The organism is Sinosporangium album, from assembly GCF_900100605.1.
GTDB lineage: Bacteria > Actinomycetota > Actinomycetes > Streptosporangiales > Streptosporangiaceae > Sinosporangium > Sinosporangium album.
Map to the genome: position 1 here is coordinate 14,351 of NZ_FNCN01000004.1, position 21,099 is coordinate 35,449.

The window sequence follows — 21,099 nt, forward strand, 5'->3', positions numbered from 1 at the left end:
GGCGGGGTCGCAGGGGTGTTGGGCAGGGTCGCAGGCGGGGTCGCGGGCAGAGGTGTGGACAGGGGTGTGGACAGGTTGCGGGTCCGGTGTCGGGCCCTGATTGTCCGCCTCCGCGCAGCAGTGCGACTTTCGAGTTTCGGCTTGTCGGGGGCAAAGACTTGACTTCGGTTTAGCTGGGACAAGGCATGCGGAATGATTTGCCGGGCAACCCCGCGTAATCGTGAGGTCACTATGAGTGTTGAATCCCGGCAAAGCGATGCTGACCTACTCCAAGCCGTGCGATCCGGCAGTGCCTCGGCATATGGAGAGCTCTACGAGCGGCACGTCATGACCGCACGTGCGCTCGCCCGGCAACTGGTCCGGGGCGAGAGCGAGGTCGAGGACGTCGTGGCGGAGGCGTTCACGAGGATTCTCGACCTCCTCCGCAGGGGAGGGGGGCCGGAGTCGGCCTTCCGGCCGTACCTGCTGACGGCGGTGCGCCACACGGTCTACGACCGTACGCGGGTGGAGGCCCGCCAGGTGCCGACCGGGGAGATCGAGGACTTCGACTCCGGCCGACCGTTCGTCGACCCCGCCCTGGCCGGGCTCGAACGCACCATGGTGGCGCGTGCCTTCCTGTCGCTGCCGGAGCGCTGGCGCATGGTGCTGTGGCACACCGAGGTCGAGAGCGAACGCCCCGCCGACATCGCGCCTCTGCTGGGGCTGTCGGCCAACGGCGTGGCGGCGCTGGCCTACCGCGCGCGTGAGGGGTTGCGGCAGGCTTACCTGCGGATGCACCTGGCGGCCGAGCCGCATCAGGACTGCGTGCCCACGCTGGACAGGCTGGGCGCCTACGTGCGGGGCGGGCTCGCCAAGCGCGACACCAAGCTGGTGGACGACCACTTGGCCGACTGCGCCGAGTGCCGTGCGGCCTTCCTCGACCTCGCCGACGTCAACCAGCGCATCCACGAGTTCATCGGGCCGCTCATCGTCGGACCGGTGCTCGCCGGCTACCTCGGGGGTCTCGCCAAGGGCGGCGTCGTGGCGGGCGGTGCAGGGGCGGGCGGTGCCATCGGCGGCCGGCTCGCCTGGTGGCACCGCGCGCCCAAGCAGCAGGCCGCCGTGGTCGGTACGGCTGCCGCCGCCGCAGCCGCGGTGGTCATCGCGGCCATGCTCGTCTCCGGCGAGGACCGCGTACGGCCGACGCCCCCGTCCGTCGCCGCGCCGGTCGTGTCGGCCCAGCCGCCGCCTCCCGTCGAACCGGACCCGAAGCCCGAGCCGAAACCTGAGCCGAAGCCCGAGCCGAAACCCGAGCCGCGGCCCACCTCCGAGCCGGGGCCGCGGGTGGTCGCGCCCGCTCTGCGGCCGGTGAAGCCGTGGACTGCGCCGCGTACGCGCATGGCCGCGCCGCGCGTCGTGGCGTCGATCGCACCGTTGGGCGCGCTCGTACGCTCGCAGCCCGGCATCGTGGGCGTCCGCCTGCGCAACCTCGGCAAGGGCCCGAGCAAGCAGATCGTGGCGATCGTCGTGCTTCCTGCGAAGGTCAGCCTTGTGCCCAGCGCGCGGGGCGACAGGGGAGTCGGGCTGGTCGAGCTCGCCGGGCCGGCGGGCACGGCTGACACAGAGGGCACGGCGGGCACGGCGGGCACAGTGGGCACAGTGGGCACAGTGGGCACGGCGGGCACGGTGGACGGCTGGTCGTGCCGTCCCGACGACGATGGCGCCCGATGTGCGCGGGGGCCGCTCGCGCCGGGGCAGTCGACCGCCGTCTTCCTGCGCGTCCTGGTGGCCGCCGATGCTCCGGAGGGGAGCGGCCCCTCCGTCCGGATCATCGGTGCGGGGAAGGAGATCGAGGCGTCGGCGGGGTCCGGGGTGCGCGCCCTCGGCGCGTCGGCGCGGTTCGCCGTCGACGGCAGAGTGCTGACCCGCACGGTGGGCAACACGCTGATGGGATGCCCGGTGGGCAGCCGCGCCTGTGACCGCGCCGTGCGCTCCCGGTCGGGCGACGCCCGTGACAACGACCTGTGGCGGTTGAAGCCGCTGGACCTCGACGATGACCCGGACACGGCCAACTCCAGCGCCGCCCGGCTCGACCTTCCGGCCGAAGGACGGATCGTGTGGGCCGGGCTCTACTGGTCGGCGTCCACCCGGCCGGGGGAGGCCACGATCAAGTTCCGGCCTCCGGGCCGCAAACGTTATGTGACCCTCAAGGCCACCGATGTGGTCACCCGTGACATGCCCGCGGGGCCTGCCTACCAGGCTTTCGCGGATGTGACCCGGCTGGTGGATGAGGCGCGCATGGGGGACCGTGCCGAGTCGGTGCACGAGAACCGCTCCGGCGCAGGGAAGGAGAGGGAGGCGGCCAACGCGAAGGACGGCGGCAGGGGCGGCAAGGCGGAGCGGGCGGCCCTCTCGTACGGCGCGGCGGTCGAGCGGAGGGCGGCGGACAACCAGCCGTCGGACCGGGACAAGGGCCGAGATGGGGACCGGGACAAGGACAGGGACGGGGAGGCGGACAAGGACAAGGACAAGGACAAGGACAAGGAGCGTGAGCCGGACGCGGAGGACGGCCTGTGGTGGGTCGCGGACGCCAAGCTCCGGCCGGGGGTGTCCACGTACGCGGGGTGGAGCCTGGTGGTGATCGCCACCGATCCGCGCCGGCCGTACAGCCAGGCGGTGGTGATGGACACGGCGAGTGTCATCGAGCCGGGCAAGGCGTTGGAGCTGCCGGTGGGCGGGCTCGCGCCGACGGCGGTGCCGGCGCGCGTGGGGCTGGTGACGTGGGAGGGCGATCCGGGGCTGGGCGGGGATCGGGTGTCGCTCGGCGGTGCCGTACTGAAGCCCGCGGGAGGCGACCGCGTGCCGGAGAACGTCTTCGACGGGTCGGCGGAGGGCGCGGTCGACCGCCGGTTGACGTTCGGCGTGGATGTGGATGTGTTCCGGCCTGTTCTGGGTCAGGAGCCCGTGTTGCGGGTGTCCACTCGGGAAGATGTGGTGCTGTTCGGCGTGGCGGTGGTGGGTGTGCGTGCACGATCCTGACCGCCGGAACGATCCCCACTTTTTCGGGCGCGATAACAGGACAAAATGGTACGGTCTCCGTGAACGCTCGACTGAGGGACGTTCCGGCGACCATCCGTTGACTTCGGTAGGGCTGTGTCGTCGGACCTGCTTTACGTCGGGCGCGACAGAATCAACCGTGATTCACCCCGAGCACGACCTGTCAAGGTTCTTCGTTCCGCCGCGTGCCGCGGACGATCGCGGTCGACCGGCAGGAGCCGGCTCGGTCGTACTGTCGGGCGCGTGAAGCGGATGAACAATGCTCAGTGAACCTTTTCATTTGTTTGTGGGATCCGGATAGCGCACGCCGTCCACGGCGGGCCTCAGTTCCGCCTCTAGACCACGAAGCGGATGAAAAAAGGCCACCGGCATGACTACCCTGGGAAACGGCCGCGCGTCCTGCTCTGAGGGAGATGGAGCCGACGGGTCGTGCCACTCCAGGAAGGACGGTGTCGCGTGGACCGCTGCGCGCTGTTCGTGGACGCAGGCTATCTCGTGGCCGACGGGGCGATGGCCGTACACGGCACCCGCCACCGGGAGGCCACCTCGTGGGACTTCCCCGGCCTGCTCCAGCTCGTGAGCGACCTCGCCCGTGAACGCACGGGGCTGCCGCTGCTGCGCTGCTACTGGTATGAGGCGACCGTCGAGGGCCGCAACACCGCGGAGCACGACGCGCTCGCCGAACTTCCCGGACTCAAGCTCAGACTGTCCCGCATCCGCCCGGGGCGGCGCGAGGGCGTCGACGCGCAGGTGCACCGCGATCTGATGACGCTGGCGCGCAACAACGCCATCTGCGACGCGGTCGTGGTGAGCGGCGACGAGGATCTCACCCAGGCCATCTGCGACGCCCAGGATCTCGGCATCCGCGTCACCGTAATACAGATCGCCGCGGAGTCCTCGTTCGCGGCCTCCCGGACGCTGCGCAACGAGTGCGATGACATTGTCGAGATCGGCAGCGGCCAACTGCGGCCCTACGTGACCTTGGCGACCGGGGCCGACAGCGTGGTGGGCAACGGCCACCAGCCGGGCGTGTCCACCGTGACGCAGCCGACCCACGGCCCGGGGGGCCACCTCGCCTCGCCGAACCGTTCGGCCGCGGGGCAGGCGCACCCGGCCTCGTCGGCGGGCGCGAGGGAGATCGGCGCGGGCGGCCATGCGAACGGGTCCACACCGGCCCCGGCCGCGCGCTCCCACGTGTCGCCCCCGGCTCCGCCCGCGTTGCCGGCTCTGCCGTCCTATCCGGCCTATTTGCACGACACCGCCTCGTCGCCGACCGCTTCGCAGAACACGACCGGCTCCCTCCCCGTCGTGCACCCGCCCGCCGCGCCCACCTCGCCCGGCGTCTACCAGCCCCAGCCCGTCGGCGCCTACGGCGGCCCGCAGGCCGTGCCCGTGCCCGCGGCGACCGGTGGCGCCACCACGACGCTCGCGGAAGCCGTCAAGTCCGCCCATAAGGAGGGGCACGACTTCGGCGAGTCCGTCGCCCGCGACGCCCCCGCCCTGTGGCTGGAGGCGGTGCTCGCGCGCAAGCCTCGCATGCCCTCCGACCTGGAGGCCCGCCTGTTGCAGGGATCGGCGCTTCCCATCGACTTCCTGCTGCACGACGAAGTCCGCCACGCGCTGCGCCGCGGCTTCTGGGACGCCCTCGAACGCGCCCGCCGCTGATCGCCCACGCCCCCTCCGCCCGCCGTACGGCCCGCTCCCGCCTCACAGGAAGTTCACAGCGATCATTCGGCTGACGGGGAGATGATGGGGGGATGCTGGAACACGTTATCGGTCACCTCCTGTGCCCCGTCTGCGGGGAGAGGTTGGCTCTCGGGGGCGGTACGGTCACGTGTGGGAAGGGACACGGGTTCGACGTGGCGCGTCAGGGATACGTCAGCCTGCTCACCGGGTCACGTGCTCCCGGCACCGCTGACACCCCTGCGATGGTGGCGGCGCGGGATCGGTTCCTCGGAGCAGGGCATTACGCGGCGCTTTCGGCTGCCGTGGCCGAGGTGTCGGCCGGTCCGCTGACGGTCGGCGCCGGCGTGGTGCTGGACGCGGGAGCGGGGACGGGCCACTACCTGGCGGCCGTCCTCGACGCCGCGCTCGCGACCGCGAGCGACTCCGGGCCCTTGGCCGTGGGCATCGCGATGGACGTCTCGAAGCATGCCGTACGGCGGGCCGCCAAGGCCCATCCGCGCATCGGTGCCTTTGTCGGCGACGTGTGGCGTCCGCTGCCGGTGCGGAGCGCGTCGGTGGACGTGCTGCTGAACGTGTTCGCGCCGCGCAACGGTCCCGAGTTCGCCCGGGTGCTCCGCCCGGAGGGCGCCCTGGTCGTGGTGACCCCCACGCCGCGCCACCTGGACCCGCTCGTGGGGATGCTGGGGCTGCTGTCGGTCGATGAGGACAAGGACCGGCGGATCGAAGAGGCGCTCGGCGCGGATTTCGAGGAAACGGAGAGACGCGAGGTGGAGTTCGACCTGTCGTTGTCGCCGGAGGATGTCGCGGCCGTTGTTTCCATGGGGCCGAGCGCGTGGCACACCGATCCTGAGGCTCTTCTCACAAGAACGAGCGCACTCGCGAATCCTTTTCGCGTTTCCGCGTCGTTTCGCATGTCTATCTTCAAGAAACCAACGCGATCAAGGATGTCACCTTGACCTTTCAGTGGGATTGGTGTTACCGATGGGGTATTTAGCCCGGAATTACCCCACATTCCCTAAGCAATTGCCATCTGGAGGCGACATACTGGACGGCGACCCGCCGGATAGCGTCGGGGCCGCGCACTACGCGCCCTGGGTGAGCACGAGAACCAATGCGAAGGCCCACAAGGAGGGGACGCGCTATATGAAGGCGGAGGAACGCTGGCAGGCCAGGTTCCGGGCGCCGCGCATGACGCTGCCGGCCTGGGCGCGGCAGGCACCGAGCCGCTCCGTCTACCGCAGCAACGCCTCGGGAGCGTGGGAGATCTACGCCTGGGACCGCGCCACCGGTGGCACCCGCCAGGTCACCGCCCGCAGCCAGGGCACCGCTCACGGCCTGATCGACCCGACCGGCAGGTGGATCTGGTGGTTCGCCGACGAATCCGGCGACGAGCACGGCGTGTGGATGCGCCAGCGGTACGGCGGAGGCCCCGACGAGTCCGTCGCCCCGGACATCCCGCCCGGCCACCCCATGGGCATCGCCCTGTCGGCCTCCGGCGCCGCGGCCGTCGGTGTCGCCCAGCCCGGCATTTTTCAGATCTACCTCGTGCGTCCCGGCGAACCCAGCGAACTGCTCTACGAGCACACCGAAGCCGCGTCCGTCGCCGACATATCCCTCGACGGCTCCCTTATCGCGATCTCCCACAGCGAGCACGGCGACGCCCGGCACCCCTCGCTGCGTGTGGTGCGTCCCGGCGGCCAGGTCGTGGGTGAACTCCACTGCGGCGATGGCCGAGGGGTGATCGGCCTGCGGTTCGCCCCCGCCGTCGGCGACCGGCGCCTGCTCGTGCTGCACGAACGCCGGGGGAGACGCGAACCCCTGGTGTGGGACCCGGTCAGCGACGAACAGCGGGAGATCTGGCTGCGCGACGCCGGCGAGATCAACGCCGACTGGTATGACGACGGCCGTGCCGTATTGATCACCAGCGATAACCGGGGGCGGACCACCCTGTCGAGGTACGACCTCGGCGGGGGCAAGATCATCCCTATCGAGACGCCGCGGGGCGTCATCGAGGCGGCTGCCGCGCGGCCGGACGGCACGGTGGAGTTCGCGTGGTCGAGCGCGGCGCACCCTCCCGTGATGAAGTCCAGCAACGGTCACATCGTGCTCAACACCGCAGGTCCCACCTCACCTCGATCGGTTCCGGTGGAGGATCTCGACGTCGACGGCCCCGGCGGGCGCGTCCACGCGCTGGTGTCGAGGCCGTCGACGGGCACGTCGCCCCATCCCGCGATCTTCCTGCTGCACGGCGGGCCCCACGCGCACGACGCCGACGCCTTCAGCCCTGAGGTATCCGCATGGGTGGAATGCGGTTTCGTAGTCGTAAGGGTGAACTACCGGGGTTCGACCGGTTATGGCGTGGCATGGCGTGACGCACTCCAGGGCGAGGTCGGCCACATCGAGCTCGCCGACGTCATGGCGGTCCGCGACGCGGTCGTCGCCCGCGGCCTTGTCGACCCCGACCGGCTCGTCCTCGCCGGATCATCGTGGGGCGGCTTCCTCACGCTGCTCGGACTCGGCACCCAACCCAAGGCGTGGGCCGCCGGCATCGCCGCGGTGCCGATCACCGACCACCGGACCGCCTACGAGGACGAGGCCGAACGGCTGCGCGCCTACCATCGCGTCCTCCTCGGAGGCCCGCCCGACGAACTGCCCGACCTCTACGCCTCCTGCTCGCCGTCGGCCTACATCGACCAGATCGAGGCACCTGTGCTCATCCTCGCCGGGGAGAACGACCCTCGCTGTCCGATCCGCCAGATCGACGATTACGTCGCCCGGCTGGCCGACATCGGCCACGCGCACGAGATCTACCGCTACGAGGCGGGCCACGGCACCCTGGTCGTGGCCGAACGCATCGCTCAGATGTCCGTCCAACTCGACTTCGTCAGACGCCACCTCGGACTCGACGGCTGATCATCTTCACCGCCGCACACGTGTCATCTCATGCGTCATCTCGCGCGCAGCACGAGGATCGCGAGATCGTCGGTGGCGGGTTCCGGAGCGAACTCCTGTACGGCACGGCGCACCCTTTCCGCGACCGCTTGTGCGGAAAGCCCTACGCACTCGGCCAGAAGCTTGGCCAAACCGCCGTCGTCGTCCAGCAGTCGCCCCCCGCGGCGGCGCTCGGTCACCCCGTCGGTGACCGCGAGCAGCAGATCCCCGGGGTCGAGCCGTATCACGTCGGCTTCGAAGGCGGCCTCGGGGAACACCCCGAGCAAGGACTGAGGCGTCGTCACCGCCTCGACCTCGCCGCCGCTTCGCAGACACAGGGCCTCCGGATGCCCCGCGGACACGAGTTTGACGTCGAGTCCGCCGGAGCTCGGGCTGATCTCACCGTGGAGCAGGGTCAGGAACCTGGCCCTCTCCCCCTCCTCCAGGATCGCCTGGTTGAGGCGGCCGAGCACCGCGGCCACGCCGTACCCCTCACGGGCCAGCAGACGCAGCGTGTGGCGGGCCAGGCCCGTCACCGCCGCCGCCTCGGGCCCAGTGCCGCACACGTCGCCGATGGCGAACCGCCACGATTCGCCGACGCCGGCGAACAAGTCGTAGAAGTCGCCCCCGACCTCGTTCGTCTCCCCGGCGGGCTCGTAGACCACGCCGTAGTCCACGAGCGGCACGTCCGGGTCGGCGGGGGGAAGCAGGCTCCGCTGCAACGCGCGGTTCGCCGCCGCCTGCTGGTCGTAGAGTCGGGCGTTGTCCATGGACAGGGCCGCCCTGCGGCCGATGTCCTGCGCGACATGCACCACGTCGTCGGGGAACCGCTCGGCGCGGCCCAGGCACATCATCCCGAGTGTGCGCCCCCGGGCGATCAGCGGTACCACAAGCATCTGCAGGTCTCCGACCTGCGCCGACGTCACCATCTGCGCGGCCTCGACCGGCAGCTCGAACCCCGAGAGCTCGTCGCGCAGGGCGTCGAGCCTGCTCTCGTCGGCATGCCAGAGGTAGACCGGATGACTGTATCTGGTCGTTTTTCCGGCCGAAGTGTAAACGGCACACCACGTCGACAGCCGCGGCACCACGATCTGCGCGATGATCGCGGGAACCATGTCCGGGTCCAGCGTGCCCGCCAGGAGATCGCTGGCGTCGGCCAGGAAACCCAGCCACGGGGGCTCGTGCGCGCTCTCCTCCGACCACTCGGCCGCGATCTGCCCGGCCATGCCGGGCAGGGGGAGCGTGGCCCACCGGACACGTGTCTGTCCGGAAAAGGTCACCCCCCACTCCTCTACCGGCACCTGCGGTGCTGCGCCCAACCCGATGGAGGGGACGTCCTTCTGTCTCAGCTCCAGCCGTACGGCATCACCGTGGTGATTCCATATAACCTCGAACGGGGCCTCGGCGGCTTCCTTCGCAAGAGCGCTGACCAGGGAATCGGCGTCGGCGAGCGCGGCCGCGCCCGTCGCCCACGCGGTCATGACCTCATGGGTGAAACGCCGGGCGGCGGGGATGGCCTCCTCGCCTGGGGCAAACGTGGCCGCAAGGAGTGCGCGGCTAGGACCTGTCACCGTTCCCTCCCTACCACACTTATGACTGACATGGGGTAAACCGGAGAGCGGGCCTCCCCGGTCCCCATCGTGACAAACTTGCAGGACCCCCGAGCGGTCGCAGGGGGCGAAGGAGGTGCCATGAATACGGCCAAGAGCCTGTCGCCTGCCGAGGAAAGGACTTATCGGGAGTCCGAGCTGCGCCCCATCCTGGAGACGCTCATCACGTGGCGTGACGGTGATTTCCGCCACCGTGTCCCCCACGCTCCACCAGGCATTCTCAGTGAGATACGCCTCCTGATGAACGAGGTGGGCGACCGGCGTGAGCACCTCGCCAGCGAACTTCTGCGTGTGCGCCGCGAGGTCGTCAAGGAGGGCCGGTTCGGCGAGCGGCTCGCCCGAGGTCCGGGCGTGGGTTCATGGGCCGAGAGCGTGGAGACGGTCAACTCGCTGATCGACGCCCTCACCAGCCCGTTGAGAGGCGCCGCCGACGTGATCGACGCGGTCGCCAAGGGCGACCTCTCCCGCCGGATCGACATCGACCGCTCGGCTCGGGGTGAGGTGCGCAGGCTGGGGCGCGCGATCAACGGGATGGTCGACCAGCTCGCCCTGTTCAACTCGGAGGTGACCAGAGTCGCCCGGGAGGCCGGCACCGAGGGCCGCCTCGGCGGCCGGGCCAATGTGCGCGGCATGTCCGGCAGTTGGCGCGACCTCACCGAGGCGGTCAACACCATGTCCAGTCGGGTCTCCGCTCAGGTGCGCGACATCGCGCACGTCACCACGGCGGTGGCGCGGGGCGACCTCAGCCGCAAGGTGACCGTGGACGCCGTCGGCGAGATGTTCGAGCTGAAGAACACCGTCAACACGATGGTGGACCAGCTTTCCGCCTTCGCCGAGGAGGTCACCCGGGTCGCCCGCGAGGTGGGCACCGAGGGCCAGCTCGGCGGTCAGGCGCAGGTGCGCGGTGTGTCGGGCGTGTGGAAGGACCTCACCGACAACGTCAACTTCATGGCGGGCAACCTCACGACCCAGGTGCGCGCCATCGCGACCGTCGCCACCGCCGTGGCTGAGGGGGATTTGTCCAAGAAGATCACTGCTGATGCGCAAGGGGAGATCCTTCAGCTCAAGGACACGTTGAACACGATGGTGGACCAGCTTTCGCTGTTCGCCGACGAGGTGACGCGTGTGGCCCGCGAGGTGGGCACTGAAGGACAATTGGGTGGTCAGGCGCGTGTCCGCGGTGTGTCGGGTGTGTGGAAGGACCTCACCGACAACGTCAACTCGATGGCGAACAACCTCACCTACCAGGTGCGCAACATCGCGGAGGTGACGACGGCGGTCGCCAACGGCGACCTGACGCGCAAGATCGACGTGGACGCCCAAGGCGAGATCCTGGCGTTGAAGACGACCATCAACACGATGGTGGACCAGCTGTCCTCCTTCGCCTCCGAGGTGAGCCGCGTCGCCCGCGAGGTGGGCACCGAGGGCGAACTCGGCGGTCAGGCGCAGGTGCGCGGTGTGTCGGGTGTGTGGAAGGACCTCACCGACAACGTCAACTTCATGGCGGGCAACCTCACCACGCAGGTACGGCAGATCGCCGCCGTGTCCACCGCCGTCGCCCAGGGCAACCTCTCCAAGAAGATCACCGCTGACGCGCAGGGCGAGGTCCTCCAGCTCAAGGACACGTTGAACACGATGGTGGACCAGCTTTCGCTGTTCGCCGACGAGGTGACGCGTGTGGCCCGCGAGGTGGGCACTGAAGGACAATTGGGTGGTCAGGCGCGTGTCCGCGGTGTGTCGGGTGTGTGGAAGGACCTCACCGACAACGTCAACTCGATGGCGAACAACCTCACCTACCAGGTGCGCAACATCGCGGAGGTGACGACGGCGGTCGCCAACGGCGACCTGACGCGCAAGATCGACGTCAATGCGCAGGGCGAGATCCTGGCGTTGAAGACCACCATCAACACGATGGTGGACCAGCTGTCCTCCTTCGCCTCCGAGGTCACCCGCGTCGCCCGCGAAGTCGGCTCCGAAGGCCGCCTCGGCGCCCAGGCCCGAGTCGAAGGCGTCGAGGGCACCTGGAAGCGCCTCACCGAAAGCGTCAACGAACTCGCCGGCAACCTCACCACGCAGGTGCGTGCCATCGCCGAGGTCACCAGCGCCGTCGCCCGAGGAGACCTCACCAGGTCCATCACCGTCGACGCGCCCGGCGAGATCAACGTCCTCAAGGACAACATCAACACCATGGTGGGAAACCTCCGCAACACCACCAAGGCCAACCAGGAACAGGACTGGCTGAAGTCCAACCTCGCCCGGATCTCCAGGCTCATGCAGGGCCACCGCGACCTCATCGCGGTCGCCAGGCTCATCATGAGCGAGCTCACGCCGCTCGTCTCCGCCAGCTACGGCGCCTTCTACAGTGTGGGCACCCCAGGCGACCACGACCTGATCCTCATCGCGGGATACGGCGCCCCCGTCGGCCACGGACCCCGACAGCGCTTCGCCCTCGGGGAAGGCGTCGTCGGCCAGGCCGCGCAGGACGGCAAGTCCATCACCCTGGACAACGTGCCCTCGGCGTACCTCACCATCGAATCGGGGCTGACCAGCGCCATCCCCGCCCAGGTCGTCGTCATGCCGGTCCTGTTCGAAAGCCACGTGCTCGGAGTGCTCGAACTCGCCACCCTCGGCGGCTTCGGCCCCGTCCACATGGACCTGCTCACCCAGCTCGTCGAGACCATCGGCGTCACGATGAACACCATCATCGCCAACTCCCGCACCGAAGACCTGCTGAAGGAGTCGCAGCGGCTCACCACCGAACTGCAGGAGCGCTCCGACGAACTCCAGCGCCAGCAGGAGGAACTGCGCAGATCCAACGCCGAACTGGAGGACAAGGCAGCCCTGCTCGCCAAGCAGAACCGCGCCATCGAAATCCAGAACTTCCAGATCGAGCAGGCCCGGCGCACCCTTGAAGAGCGGGCCGAACAGCTCGCGGTGTCCTCACGCTACAAATCCGAGTTCCTCGCGAACATGTCGCACGAGCTGCGCACCCCGCTCAACAGCCTGCTCGTGCTCGCCAAACTCCTCACCGAGAACGCCGAAGGCAACCTCACCCCGCAGCAGGTCGAATTCGCCCGCACCATCCACGGCGCGGGCTCGGCCCTGCTGCAACTCATCAACGACATCCTCGACCTGTCCAAAGTCGAGGCCGGGCGCATGGACATCCACCCGCAGCAGCTGTCCCTGCCCAAACTCATGGACTACGTCGAGGCCACCTTCGGCCCGCTCGCCCAGGACAAAGGTCTCACCTTCGAAGTCCAGGTCGACAGCGGAGTGCCGCGCGAAATGCGCACCGACGAACAGCGCCTTCAGCAGGTGCTGCGCAACCTTCTCTCCAACGCCGTCAAGTTCACCCCGCGCGGCAGCGTGAAACTTCGTGTCAGCCCGGTCACGCGCTCCGTCGACTACGACGACGACAACCTGCGGGAGGCCCGCGGCATGCTGGCCTTCGAGGTCATCGACACCGGCATCGGCATCGCGCCCGACAAACTCGAGGTCATCTTCGAGGCGTTCCGCCAGGCCGACGGCACCACCAGCCGCAAATACGGCGGCACCGGGCTCGGCCTGTCCATCTGCCGAGAGATCACCCGCCTGCTCGGCGGTGAGATCCACGTCGACAGCGAGCCGGCCAAGGGAAGCACCTTCACGCTCTACATCCCCACGACCTACACCGGCGCCCTGGCCTCACGGGACGGCGGCGCGTCCGCCCGCCCGCGCCCGCAGGCCGAACCCGAGCCCAGGATCGAACCCGCCGACATCCACATGCCGGAACTGCCGGCGATCGTGCCGCAGGACACGCCCGATTTCGACGCCGACGACGACATCGGGACGTGGCAGGGCGACGACCCCCTCACCGGGGCCAAAATCCTCATCGTGGACGACGACATCCGCAACGTCTTCGCCTTGACCAGCGTTCTGGAACGCCATGGATCCACCGTGGTCTACGCCGAGAACGGCCGCGAGGGCATCGAACAGCTCGAACGCAACGAAGACGTGGCGCTCGTGCTGATGGACATCATGATGCCGGAGATGGACGGCTGGGCCACCACCTCCGCCATCCGCCGCATGCCGCAGTTCGCCGACCTGCCCGTCATCGCCCTCACCGCCAAGGTGATGCGAGGCGACAGGGAGAAGAGCATCGCCTCCGGCGCCTCGGACTACGTGCCGAAGCCCGTGGACGTCGACAAGCTCATCGCCCGCCTGCGCGGGTGGCTGAGGCGGGGCCGTACGGCGAAAGCCCGGGAGGCCGGAAACGGCGTCCGAGGCTCGTTGAACGGCAACGCCGCGTCTGGTTCGGTGGCATCGGGCCCAACGGCGCCCACACGCGGACAGGGGACATCCGCACACCCCGCCGCGTCGCCGGGAAGTCCGCCCGCGCAAGATCCACCGGACCCGTCCACAGATTCGCTGGGAGGACCGTGACCGATGTCAGACCGTACAAGGGTCTTGCTAGTCGACGATCGGGAAGAGAACCTCATCGCCCTTGAGGCGATCCTCAGTTCGCTCGACGTCGTCCCCATGCGTGCCCGCTCGGGAGAAGAAGCCCTCAAAGCGCTGCTCAGCACGGAGTTCGCGCTGATCCTCCTCGACGTCCGCATGCCGGGGATGGACGGCTTCGAAACGGCCGCCCACATCAAACGCCGTGAACGCACCCGCAACATCCCCATCATCTTCCTCACCGTGGTCGACGACGTCGCCGACTACGCCTTCCGCGGCTATGCCGCCGGCGCCGTCGACTACCTCACCAAACCCTTCGACCCCTGGGTGCTGCGCGCCAAGGTCGCCGTGTTCGTCGAACTCCACCGCATGAACCGGCGCCTCGCCGAACAGGCCGCCCTGCTGCGCGAGCGCCTTACCGGCGAACTCCCCGAATCCGCCGGAAATCGCTCCGCCGTACTCCCTGAACTCTCCCGCCGGCTCACCGCCGTCGAAACCGAGCTGTCGCGCCTGCGCGACTTCGCCCGCAACGGCAGCCCTCCCGGTTTCGCAGGCCCCCTCGCCGACCTCACCGACCGCATAGCCCACCTCCGCGCCGCCCTCGACGCCCTGGGCTGACCCCCACCACAGGCGGGGCCGTACGGCTGACGCCGTACGGCCCCGCCTGCCGCGTCACGGGTATATATGTATTCACCGTAATAACCGGTTTCTGCAGGTTTAGCTTGAATCTCTATCGGATTTGCTTCACGTTGCCGATGGGATTCCCTGGTTGTTGCACAGCTCCGTGATTGCGCTAGTCAGATACTGGGGCCTGCGGATGTATTCCTTGTCGTGTGATAAGGGTTTCCGTGTGTGGGCCGAAGGGCACCGTTTCTGGTGGCTGTTGCGGGTTTGATACATCCGTTATTAAGAACGGGAGTGACATTCTTTCCGGCGGCGGCTAACGTATCGAGGGCTTGGAACAACTACGACCTCGTCGAGGTGCCTTTTGCTTCCGCACCAGAGACAGTATGCGCAGGCAAGATTCCGCTCATTGGTGGAAGAGAGCAGTGGGAACGAGTTCGAGAAGTTGTTCCACCGGGCTATGGAGCTCAGTCATGCCGGATTTATGCCGATTCGGGCCAGTGGGAACATTGGTGACCTGAGTGCTGATGGTTGGTGTAGCTGTCACCGCACCCTCTATGCCTGCTATGCGCCAGAGATCTTTAACGCGTCCGCAACGCAGCGGAAGTTTCGGTCAGACCTGCGTGGAGCATTGGACAAACGGCGAGAGCAATTCGACATCTTCACTTTCGTTCACAACGATCAGCGGGGCATTCACCCCGTGATCTCCAACCTCATCGCTCAGGGCGCGCAAGACCACCCCGGCATCCGCCTCCAGCAGATGGGGCCTCAAAAGCTCTGGTACGAAGTGATGGGCTTGGGCCGGGACAGGATGGAGGTCCTGCTGGGAGAGTCGATCCCGGTTCATGAGGTCGCCTACGACGTCGGCATGGCCGACGTCGAGGAACTCCTCACTCACCTGGCCGATGCGCGCTCCTCGGCGGCGCCTTTGGAGGAGATTCCGATCCCGAGCCCGCACAAAGCCGATTTCAACAAGCTCGGGCAGGACTCCAAACGGGATCTTCAAGAGGCTCGCCCATTCGTCCATCTGGTGGAACGGTATTACCATGACGTGATCGATGTCACGGAGCGTGACGAGGTGGCCGACGGCTTCGCGGCATACTATCGGCAGATGCGTCAGGAGTACGGCGACAATCCTGATGAGATCTTTTGGCAGATGCAGGGTTACGTCCTGGGACAGGGCCGTCCGCGCCCTTCACGGCTGCGTGCCGGCAATGTCGTAGTCGCCTACTTTTTTGAACAATGCGATATTTTCGAGGTCCCGCCGGCGGGTTGGACCCCGGGTGCTCCGACGGGAGTGCTGTCGTGATCACACCTACGAAGGGGATCTCCCCTGACCGGGCCCTCATTGCCGTCGGCGCTCAGATCGTGATGCAGCTCGACCGGCCTCTCACCGTCAGCCAAACCTGGTCGAGACTCCGGGAGTGGCGTGTCCGGAATGACCATACGGCACCGCTGTCCTTCGGTTGGTTCGTCCTCGCTCTTGACCTTCTCTACACGTTGGGCAAGATCGAGCTACGCGACGATCTCCTGGTGGTGAGGAGGGGGCATGCTAAGGACGCTCTCAGCTGACGACCTGCGGTTCAAAACGGTCAGATTCCAGGAGGGTCTGAATCTCCTGGTAGCCAGGAGAGACGTCGGGGCGGCGCAAACCGACAGTCGGAACGGTGCGGGTAAGTCCAGTGTGATTGAGCTTCTGCACTTTCTCCTTGGTGCTCGGGCGGACAGAAACCATCTCGTCAACCACAAGGAGCTCCGCCAGACCGTATTCACGCTTGCGCTGGACTGGCCTGGGCAGACGACGCCTCTCGACATCAGCCGTCAAGGATCGAGCGCGTCCACGGTCTTGCTGGAGCCATGTCCAATCGTCGGCGATGGCCTGTTCCAGGATCGGTTCTGTCGGACGCCGCTCGCGGAGTGGCAGGCATTGATCGAATCAAACCTGTTCGGACTCTCCAGCGAAATACCGGGAGTGAGTGGGCGGGCGATTCTCTCGTTCCTCATGCGTAAGGTGGGCGATCACGGCTTCAACGAGGCGACGCGGAGTTTCGCGCGTCAATCGGAAACTCAAGCGACGCCGAATTTGGCCTACTTGCTGGGGCTCGATGCGAGCTTGGCGGCGCGTTATCAGGAGTTGGCCACACGAAAAGCTGCACGAAGTCAGTTGAAGAAGGCCGTGAATGATCCCGCATGGGGCAAGGTCGTTGGGAGAAGTGGAGACCTGAGGGGCGAGATCGCAATCCGCGAATCCCGAATCGCTGATCTGAACCGGCAGATAAAGAATTTTCAGGTGATCCCGCAGTTTGAAATACTCAAAGCGCGCGCCGACGAGTTGGCCGCACTCATCCGTGAGCTCGGCGATAAAGACGTTCTGGACCGGCGCAACCTTGATCACCTCATGAAGTCTGTAGTCGATGCCGTAGACCCAGAAGTGCGATATTTGGAGCGGGTCTACGAAGATCTTGAGATCGCGCTGCCAACGCATATCAGCAAGCGGTTCGACGAGGTGCGAGCGTTTCATGCCGCAGTGGTCGCAAATCGTCGCACCTATCTGGAGCAAGAGATCAAGGATGCTCGTGCACGTTTGGCGGCAAGAGAGCGTGAACGTGCTCGCCTCGGCGATGAGCAGAGCGCCATCCTCAAACAACTGAGCGAAGGTGGTGCCCTGGCGGCGTTGACCACCCTGCAGAAGGCGTTGGGGCAAGAGGAGGCCGCCCTTGGTGCGCTCAGGCATCGCCTGGACGCCGCGCTCGCGGTCGAATCAAGCGGCCGAGAGCTTGAAAGTGACCTGTTGAGGCTCAGCCAGGAGGTCGAGACCGATCTAGAGGAACGTCAGGCGATTGTCAGCCAGGCGACGGTGTTCTTCAACGAGTGCGTTCAAAGGCTGTATGGAACCAACCGCCACTCCTACCTCAAGATCGAACCGAGTCGCAGCAGTCTGAAGATCACGCCGAAGATCGACAGTGATCTCAGTTCTGGAATCAACCGTATGGCCATTTTCTGCTTTGACCTCACCGTTGCGGTCATCGCTCACCGGGCGGGCCGGGCCCCTGACTTCCTCGTGCACGATAGCCACATGTTCGACGGGGTGGACGATCGGCAGTTGACCAATGCCTTGGAGCTGGCAGCCGAAACCGTCGATGCCGAAGGTATGCAATATATCGTCACCATCAATGAGGACGAGTTGGCCAAGGCGGAACGGCTTGGATTTTCCTCCGATCCGCACGTTATTGAGCCTCGCCTCAGCGACGCATACGACGAAGGCGGATTGTTCGGCTTTCGGTTTGATAGGTGAACATACGTGTCTACTGACGAAATCTGAGCATTTCGCCGGAGGCAAGCTCCGGCGAAGGCGGGACGGGCAGGGGTGAGGCCCGCGCCCCCATGCTGCCCTTCGATGCCTCGGTCGCGGTCCGCGACGCCGAACGGCTCGCTCAACTCAGAGCCGACCTGGCCTTCCTCGGCTACAGGCGGGAGCCCGCGATGCCGCCGTCGACCGCGGCGCCGGGAGGGCCGGTAGAGCAGGGAAATCAGCTGGCAGGTCAGGCTCTGGAGCACGCTCGTTCCCAGGGCGTCCACCCCTACCGGACGCGCGACCTGGCCGATGCCATGGAGAAGGTCTTCGGGGTTGACGTGGCGATCGTTCGCCTACCCGACGGTTTTGACGGGCTGACCTATGTGGATGAGCACGCGAACCTGGTGGTCGTCGGCACTTCGCGGGTTCCGGCCCGGCAGCGATTCACCATCGCCCATGAACTCGGTCATCTGCGAGAGGGCAGGGCATTTCTGCGCGGGACACCATGGACCTCGTCGCGGAGGGGGTCATGGAAGGGTGCTGCACTCGGGACGAGGGGTTCCGGTTGCTCCACGGCATGCGGAGGGCGGGATGTTACGTGCGCGTGCCGCGTCACCCGTCTCAGCTCTAGCGTCGGTGGGGAGGGGAGGAGGGGAGGAGAGGCTGAGGGCCGGGCGTGTGGCGTGAGCTGGACGCCCGGGGGTTCGCGGGGGCGGGGTGGGGTGGGCCGCGGTCCGGGTCGAGCCGCTGATGTGCTGGTTGGCCGGTTGTCGCGTCCCTCGGGAGGGGGAGGAGGTCAGTCCTTCGCGGAGGTGAGGGCGGGGACGGCGGTGGGCGGGTGGACGATGAGGTCGGCCGGGATGTGGACGGTGGCGTTGATGCCGCCGAAGGGGCTGGCGTTGAGGGCTACGCGGATGTTGTGGCGGGCGGCGAGGCGGGCCACGACGAACAGGCCGAGTTTGTCGCTTTCGGCGAGGTCGAATTCGGGGACGTCGGTGAGCCGGGTGTTGATCTCGTAGAGTTCCACCGGCCCGATGCCGAGTCCGCGGTCTTCGATCTCGACGAGGAGCCCGGTGTCGTCGACGCTGCTGCGCAGGTCGACTTTGGTCTGGGACGGGGAGAACAGCGTGGCGTTCTCGGCGAGTTCGGCGATGAGGTGGATGGTGTCGGCGACGGCGGAGCCGGCCAGGGACACCCTCGGGGTGTGCATGACCTGCACGCGGGCGTATTCCTCGATTTCGGCGAGGGCGGCGCGCACGACGTCGACGACGGGGATGGGGTTGCGCCAGCCTCGGCCGGGGGAGGCGCCGGAGAGGATGATGAGGCTTTCCGCGTGGCGGCGCATGCGGGTGGTGAGATGGTCGATGCTGAACAGGTCCTGCAGGGCGTCGGGGTCGTCGGTGGCCTTCTCCATGGCGTCGAGCTGGGAAAGCTGGCGGTGCAGTAGTGATTGGTTGCGCCGGGCGAGGTTGACGAAGACCTTGCTGACGCCGTTGCGCAGGCGGGCCTGGTCGACGGCGGCGTCGACGGCGGTTTTCTGCACGGAGTCGAAGGCGTGGAGAATGCCGCGGATTTCAAGGGTGTCGGTTTTGACGTCGAGGGGCACGGCGATGTCGGCTCCCGCGTCCGGGGCGGCGTTCGGGCCCGGGGTCGCGTTCTTGCTGTTGCGTAGCCGTTCGACGAGGGCTGTGAGTTTGACGTCGGCGAGTTCGCGTGCGGCGTCGCGCAGGCCGGCGAGTTCGCCAACGAGACGCTTGCGGAAACGCAGGGTGACGACGACGGACAGGACGACGGCGATGAGGCCGACACCGCCGGCGATGCCGATCTGGACGAGGATGGTGACGGCCGCGGGTGTGACGCGGACGACGATGTGCTGTACGGCTTCCGCCTGGTTGCGTTCGACGGCCGTCCACAGGCCGGTGACCTCGGCGGGCCACAGTATGGATTGGGGCGGCAGGCTTTCGCCGGGGCCGGTGTTGCGCAGCCGGTTCTCGATGACGGCGAATCGGTTGTAGAGCGAGGAGGCGTAGAGCTTCTCGTAGGGGCCTCGGATTTCGGCGTCGAGCGCGGAGATGGCTTGGCCGTACAGGAAGCGGCGGGTGGCGGACATCCGGGTGAAGGCGTCGCGTTCGCTGGGCGTGACGCGGCCGGCGGCGACGGCGCCGGTGATGAGGGCGCGTTCCCGGCTGAGGATCTCCTTGGCCTCGCCGAGGGTGGTGACGGCTTTGGCCTGCCGGTAGAGGTGCAGGTCGGGGACGAGAATCATCTTGTCGTACATGCGGAAACCGCTGTCGACGATTCCGCTGTAGAAGTCGATGACTTCGAGGCTGTCGACGTTTCTGCCGTCGACCTGGCGGCGGATCTCGGGGAGTCGTTGGAGTTCGCGCAGCAGCGTGGTGAGCTGGGTGCGGGTTTCCGGTGAGACGGCTTCCCGGGCGTCGTCGCCGGAGGCGAGCCGAGTGAACTCGGCGACGGCCTTATCGGTTTTGGCGCGCTGGACGTGGAGTTCGTCGGGGCTTTGGCCGGGGCGCAGGAATCGCACGGAGGTGAGGCGCTCGTGCTGGATCTGTATGACCGCCTGCTCTGAGGGCATCGAGACCGTGTTGACCACGGTGTTGATTTCGAGGAGCCGGAGCCCGTCGCTTCCGGTCAGTCCCGCCGCGAAGATCCACAGTGCGATAAGAGAGGTGATCGGCACTGCCAGCAGCAGGATGATCTTGACGTGAATCGGTCGGCCGCCTGTGAGCATGTGTCATCCGGGTTGGGAAGTGGGGGGCACGAATCCGGCTCCCACCGGCGCGGCGATGCCGTCATCGGGAACCCGACACGGTGCGGCTGGGGAAGGAAGTTCACGACGACCCTCTCTGGCCGGTGGATGTTCCGGTGGATTCGTGATGAAATGCGCGATCAGAGATCGCTGAGAGGTTACACCCTGGGCGCTCTGACTTGACTCCTAAGTATGGAGGAACGCCGTGCGCTTTCCGCGCTCCTTAGCGGGCTGGACCATCGCCGTCTTTGGTTTCCTCGCCTTCGCGCTGGGGGTGCTCGGCCTCGTATCACCGGACTCTCTGCTGGTCATACTGGGTTTCGAAACCGTTCCCACGGGTGAGAGGGCACCGGGCGACTACACCCTCGTCTATATGGCGGCATCATCGATGGCCGCGGTGAACATGGGTGCCTACTACATGCTGGCGTCGGCTGTCGAGTTCCGGCCGTTCTACGTCTGGACTGTGCCATTCCGCCTTGTCACCTTCACCGTATTCACCATCCTGGTCGTCATCGGAAACGCTCCGGACCGCTTCCTCGGCGTGGCGATCTGGGAGGGCGTGGGAGCCGTCGTCACCGGCGCCGCCCTCTGGTGGGAGTCCCGCCGCGCCCGCGCCACCTCCGTGACCTCCTCCACCTGAGCCCCGCCTCTCCCCCTCCCACCTCTTCACGATCGGGAGGATCTTCACGATTGGGAGGACACGATCGTGAAGA

General features: G+C 67.2%; 12 protein-coding genes and 1 pseudogene. 11 read left to right on the top strand and 2 right to left on the bottom strand.

Annotated features, from left to right (window positions below; translation table 11 throughout):
- Positions 1–276: 276 nt before the first annotated feature.
- From BLQ73_RS32100 to BLQ73_RS05075, 4 genes are all read left to right on the top strand, one after another.
- Positions 277–3,018, top strand: coding sequence for a sigma-70 family RNA polymerase sigma factor (locus tag BLQ73_RS32100; protein WP_176955281.1), 2,742 nt, complete (start codon positions 277–279; stop codon positions 3,016–3,018).
- 474 nt (positions 3,019–3,492) lie between these two features.
- Complete coding sequence (locus BLQ73_RS05065) at positions 3,493–4,701, top strand: NYN domain-containing protein (protein ID WP_093168778.1); 1,209 nt, start codon at positions 3,493–3,495, stop codon at positions 4,699–4,701.
- A 92-nt stretch (positions 4,702–4,793) separates the two neighbouring features.
- Positions 4,794–5,678: a putative RNA methyltransferase gene (locus tag BLQ73_RS05070; protein WP_093168780.1), complete on the top strand. Its 885-nt coding sequence runs from the start codon at positions 4,794–4,796 to the stop codon at positions 5,676–5,678.
- Positions 5,679–5,817: 139 nt separating this feature from the next.
- Positions 5,818–7,635: a S9 family peptidase gene (locus BLQ73_RS05075; RefSeq protein ID WP_338056593.1), complete on the top strand. Its 1,818-nt coding sequence runs from the start codon at positions 5,818–5,820 to the stop codon at positions 7,633–7,635.
- Between the two features lie 35 nt (positions 7,636–7,670).
- Here the strand turns inward: BLQ73_RS05075 and BLQ73_RS05080 are convergent, their stop codons facing one another.
- Positions 7,671–9,224: a PP2C family protein-serine/threonine phosphatase gene (locus BLQ73_RS05080; protein ID WP_245690803.1), complete on the bottom strand. Its 1,554-nt coding sequence runs from the start codon at positions 9,222–9,224 to the stop codon at positions 7,671–7,673.
- A gap of 120 nt (positions 9,225–9,344) precedes the next feature.
- Here BLQ73_RS05080 and BLQ73_RS05085 point away from each other — a divergent pair, with 120 nt between their 5' ends.
- From BLQ73_RS05085 to BLQ73_RS34920, 6 genes and pseudogenes are all read left to right on the top strand, one after another.
- Positions 9,345–13,685 carry a HAMP domain-containing protein gene (locus tag BLQ73_RS05085; RefSeq protein WP_245690804.1) on the top strand — a complete coding sequence of 1,447 codons (4,341 nt, stop codon included), beginning with the start codon at positions 9,345–9,347 and terminating at the stop codon, positions 13,683–13,685.
- 3 nt (positions 13,686–13,688) lie between these two features.
- Positions 13,689–14,318, top strand: a complete 630-nt coding sequence (locus BLQ73_RS05090; protein ID WP_093168784.1) for a response regulator — start codon at positions 13,689–13,691, stop codon at positions 14,316–14,318.
- Between the two features lie 418 nt (positions 14,319–14,736).
- Complete coding sequence (locus tag BLQ73_RS05095) at positions 14,737–15,633, top strand: ABC-three component system protein (protein ID WP_176955282.1); 897 nt, start codon at positions 14,737–14,739, stop codon at positions 15,631–15,633.
- Positions 15,630–15,896, top strand: a complete 267-nt coding sequence (locus tag BLQ73_RS05100) for an ABC-three component system middle component 6 (RefSeq protein ID WP_093168788.1) — start codon at positions 15,630–15,632, stop codon at positions 15,894–15,896. Before BLQ73_RS05095 ends, BLQ73_RS05100 begins: the two co-directional genes overlap by 4 nt.
- A gap of 112 nt (positions 15,897–16,008) precedes the next feature.
- Positions 16,009–17,619: an ABC-three component system protein gene (locus tag BLQ73_RS05105; RefSeq protein ID WP_245690805.1), complete on the top strand. Its 1,611-nt coding sequence runs from the start codon at positions 16,009–16,011 to the stop codon at positions 17,617–17,619.
- A gap of 314 nt (positions 17,620–17,933) precedes the next feature.
- Positions 17,934–18,080: pseudogene (locus BLQ73_RS34920) on the top strand (hypothetical protein); the annotation flags it as partial.
- A gap of 335 nt (positions 18,081–18,415) precedes the next feature.
- Here BLQ73_RS34920 and BLQ73_RS05110 read toward each other — a convergent pair.
- Positions 18,416–20,368, bottom strand: a complete 1,953-nt coding sequence (locus BLQ73_RS05110; RefSeq protein ID WP_093168792.1) for a sensor histidine kinase — start codon at positions 20,366–20,368, stop codon at positions 18,416–18,418.
- 223 nt (positions 20,369–20,591) lie between these two features.
- On the opposite strand from BLQ73_RS05110, the gene BLQ73_RS05115 reads away from it, so the two are divergent.
- Entirely contained in the window at positions 20,592–21,026 is a 435-nt protein-coding gene (locus tag BLQ73_RS05115) for a hypothetical protein (protein WP_093168794.1), read from the top strand.
- The last annotated feature ends 73 nt before the right edge of the window (positions 21,027–21,099 follow it).

What these genes read in the sequence shown, in the direction of transcription:
- BLQ73_RS05110 (WP_093168792.1), bottom strand. Translation starts at nt 20,368, where the DNA reads ATGCTCACAGGCGGCCGACCGATTCACGTCAAGATCATCCTGCTGCTG.
- BLQ73_RS05070 (WP_093168780.1), top strand. Translation starts at nt 4,794, where the DNA reads ATGCTGGAACACGTTATCGGTCACCTCCTGTGCCCCGTCTGCGGGGAG.
- BLQ73_RS05090 (WP_093168784.1), top strand. Translation starts at nt 13,689, where the DNA reads ATGTCAGACCGTACAAGGGTCTTGCTAGTCGACGATCGGGAAGAGAAC.
- BLQ73_RS05085 (WP_245690804.1), top strand. Translation starts at nt 9,345, where the DNA reads ATGAATACGGCCAAGAGCCTGTCGCCTGCCGAGGAAAGGACTTATCGG.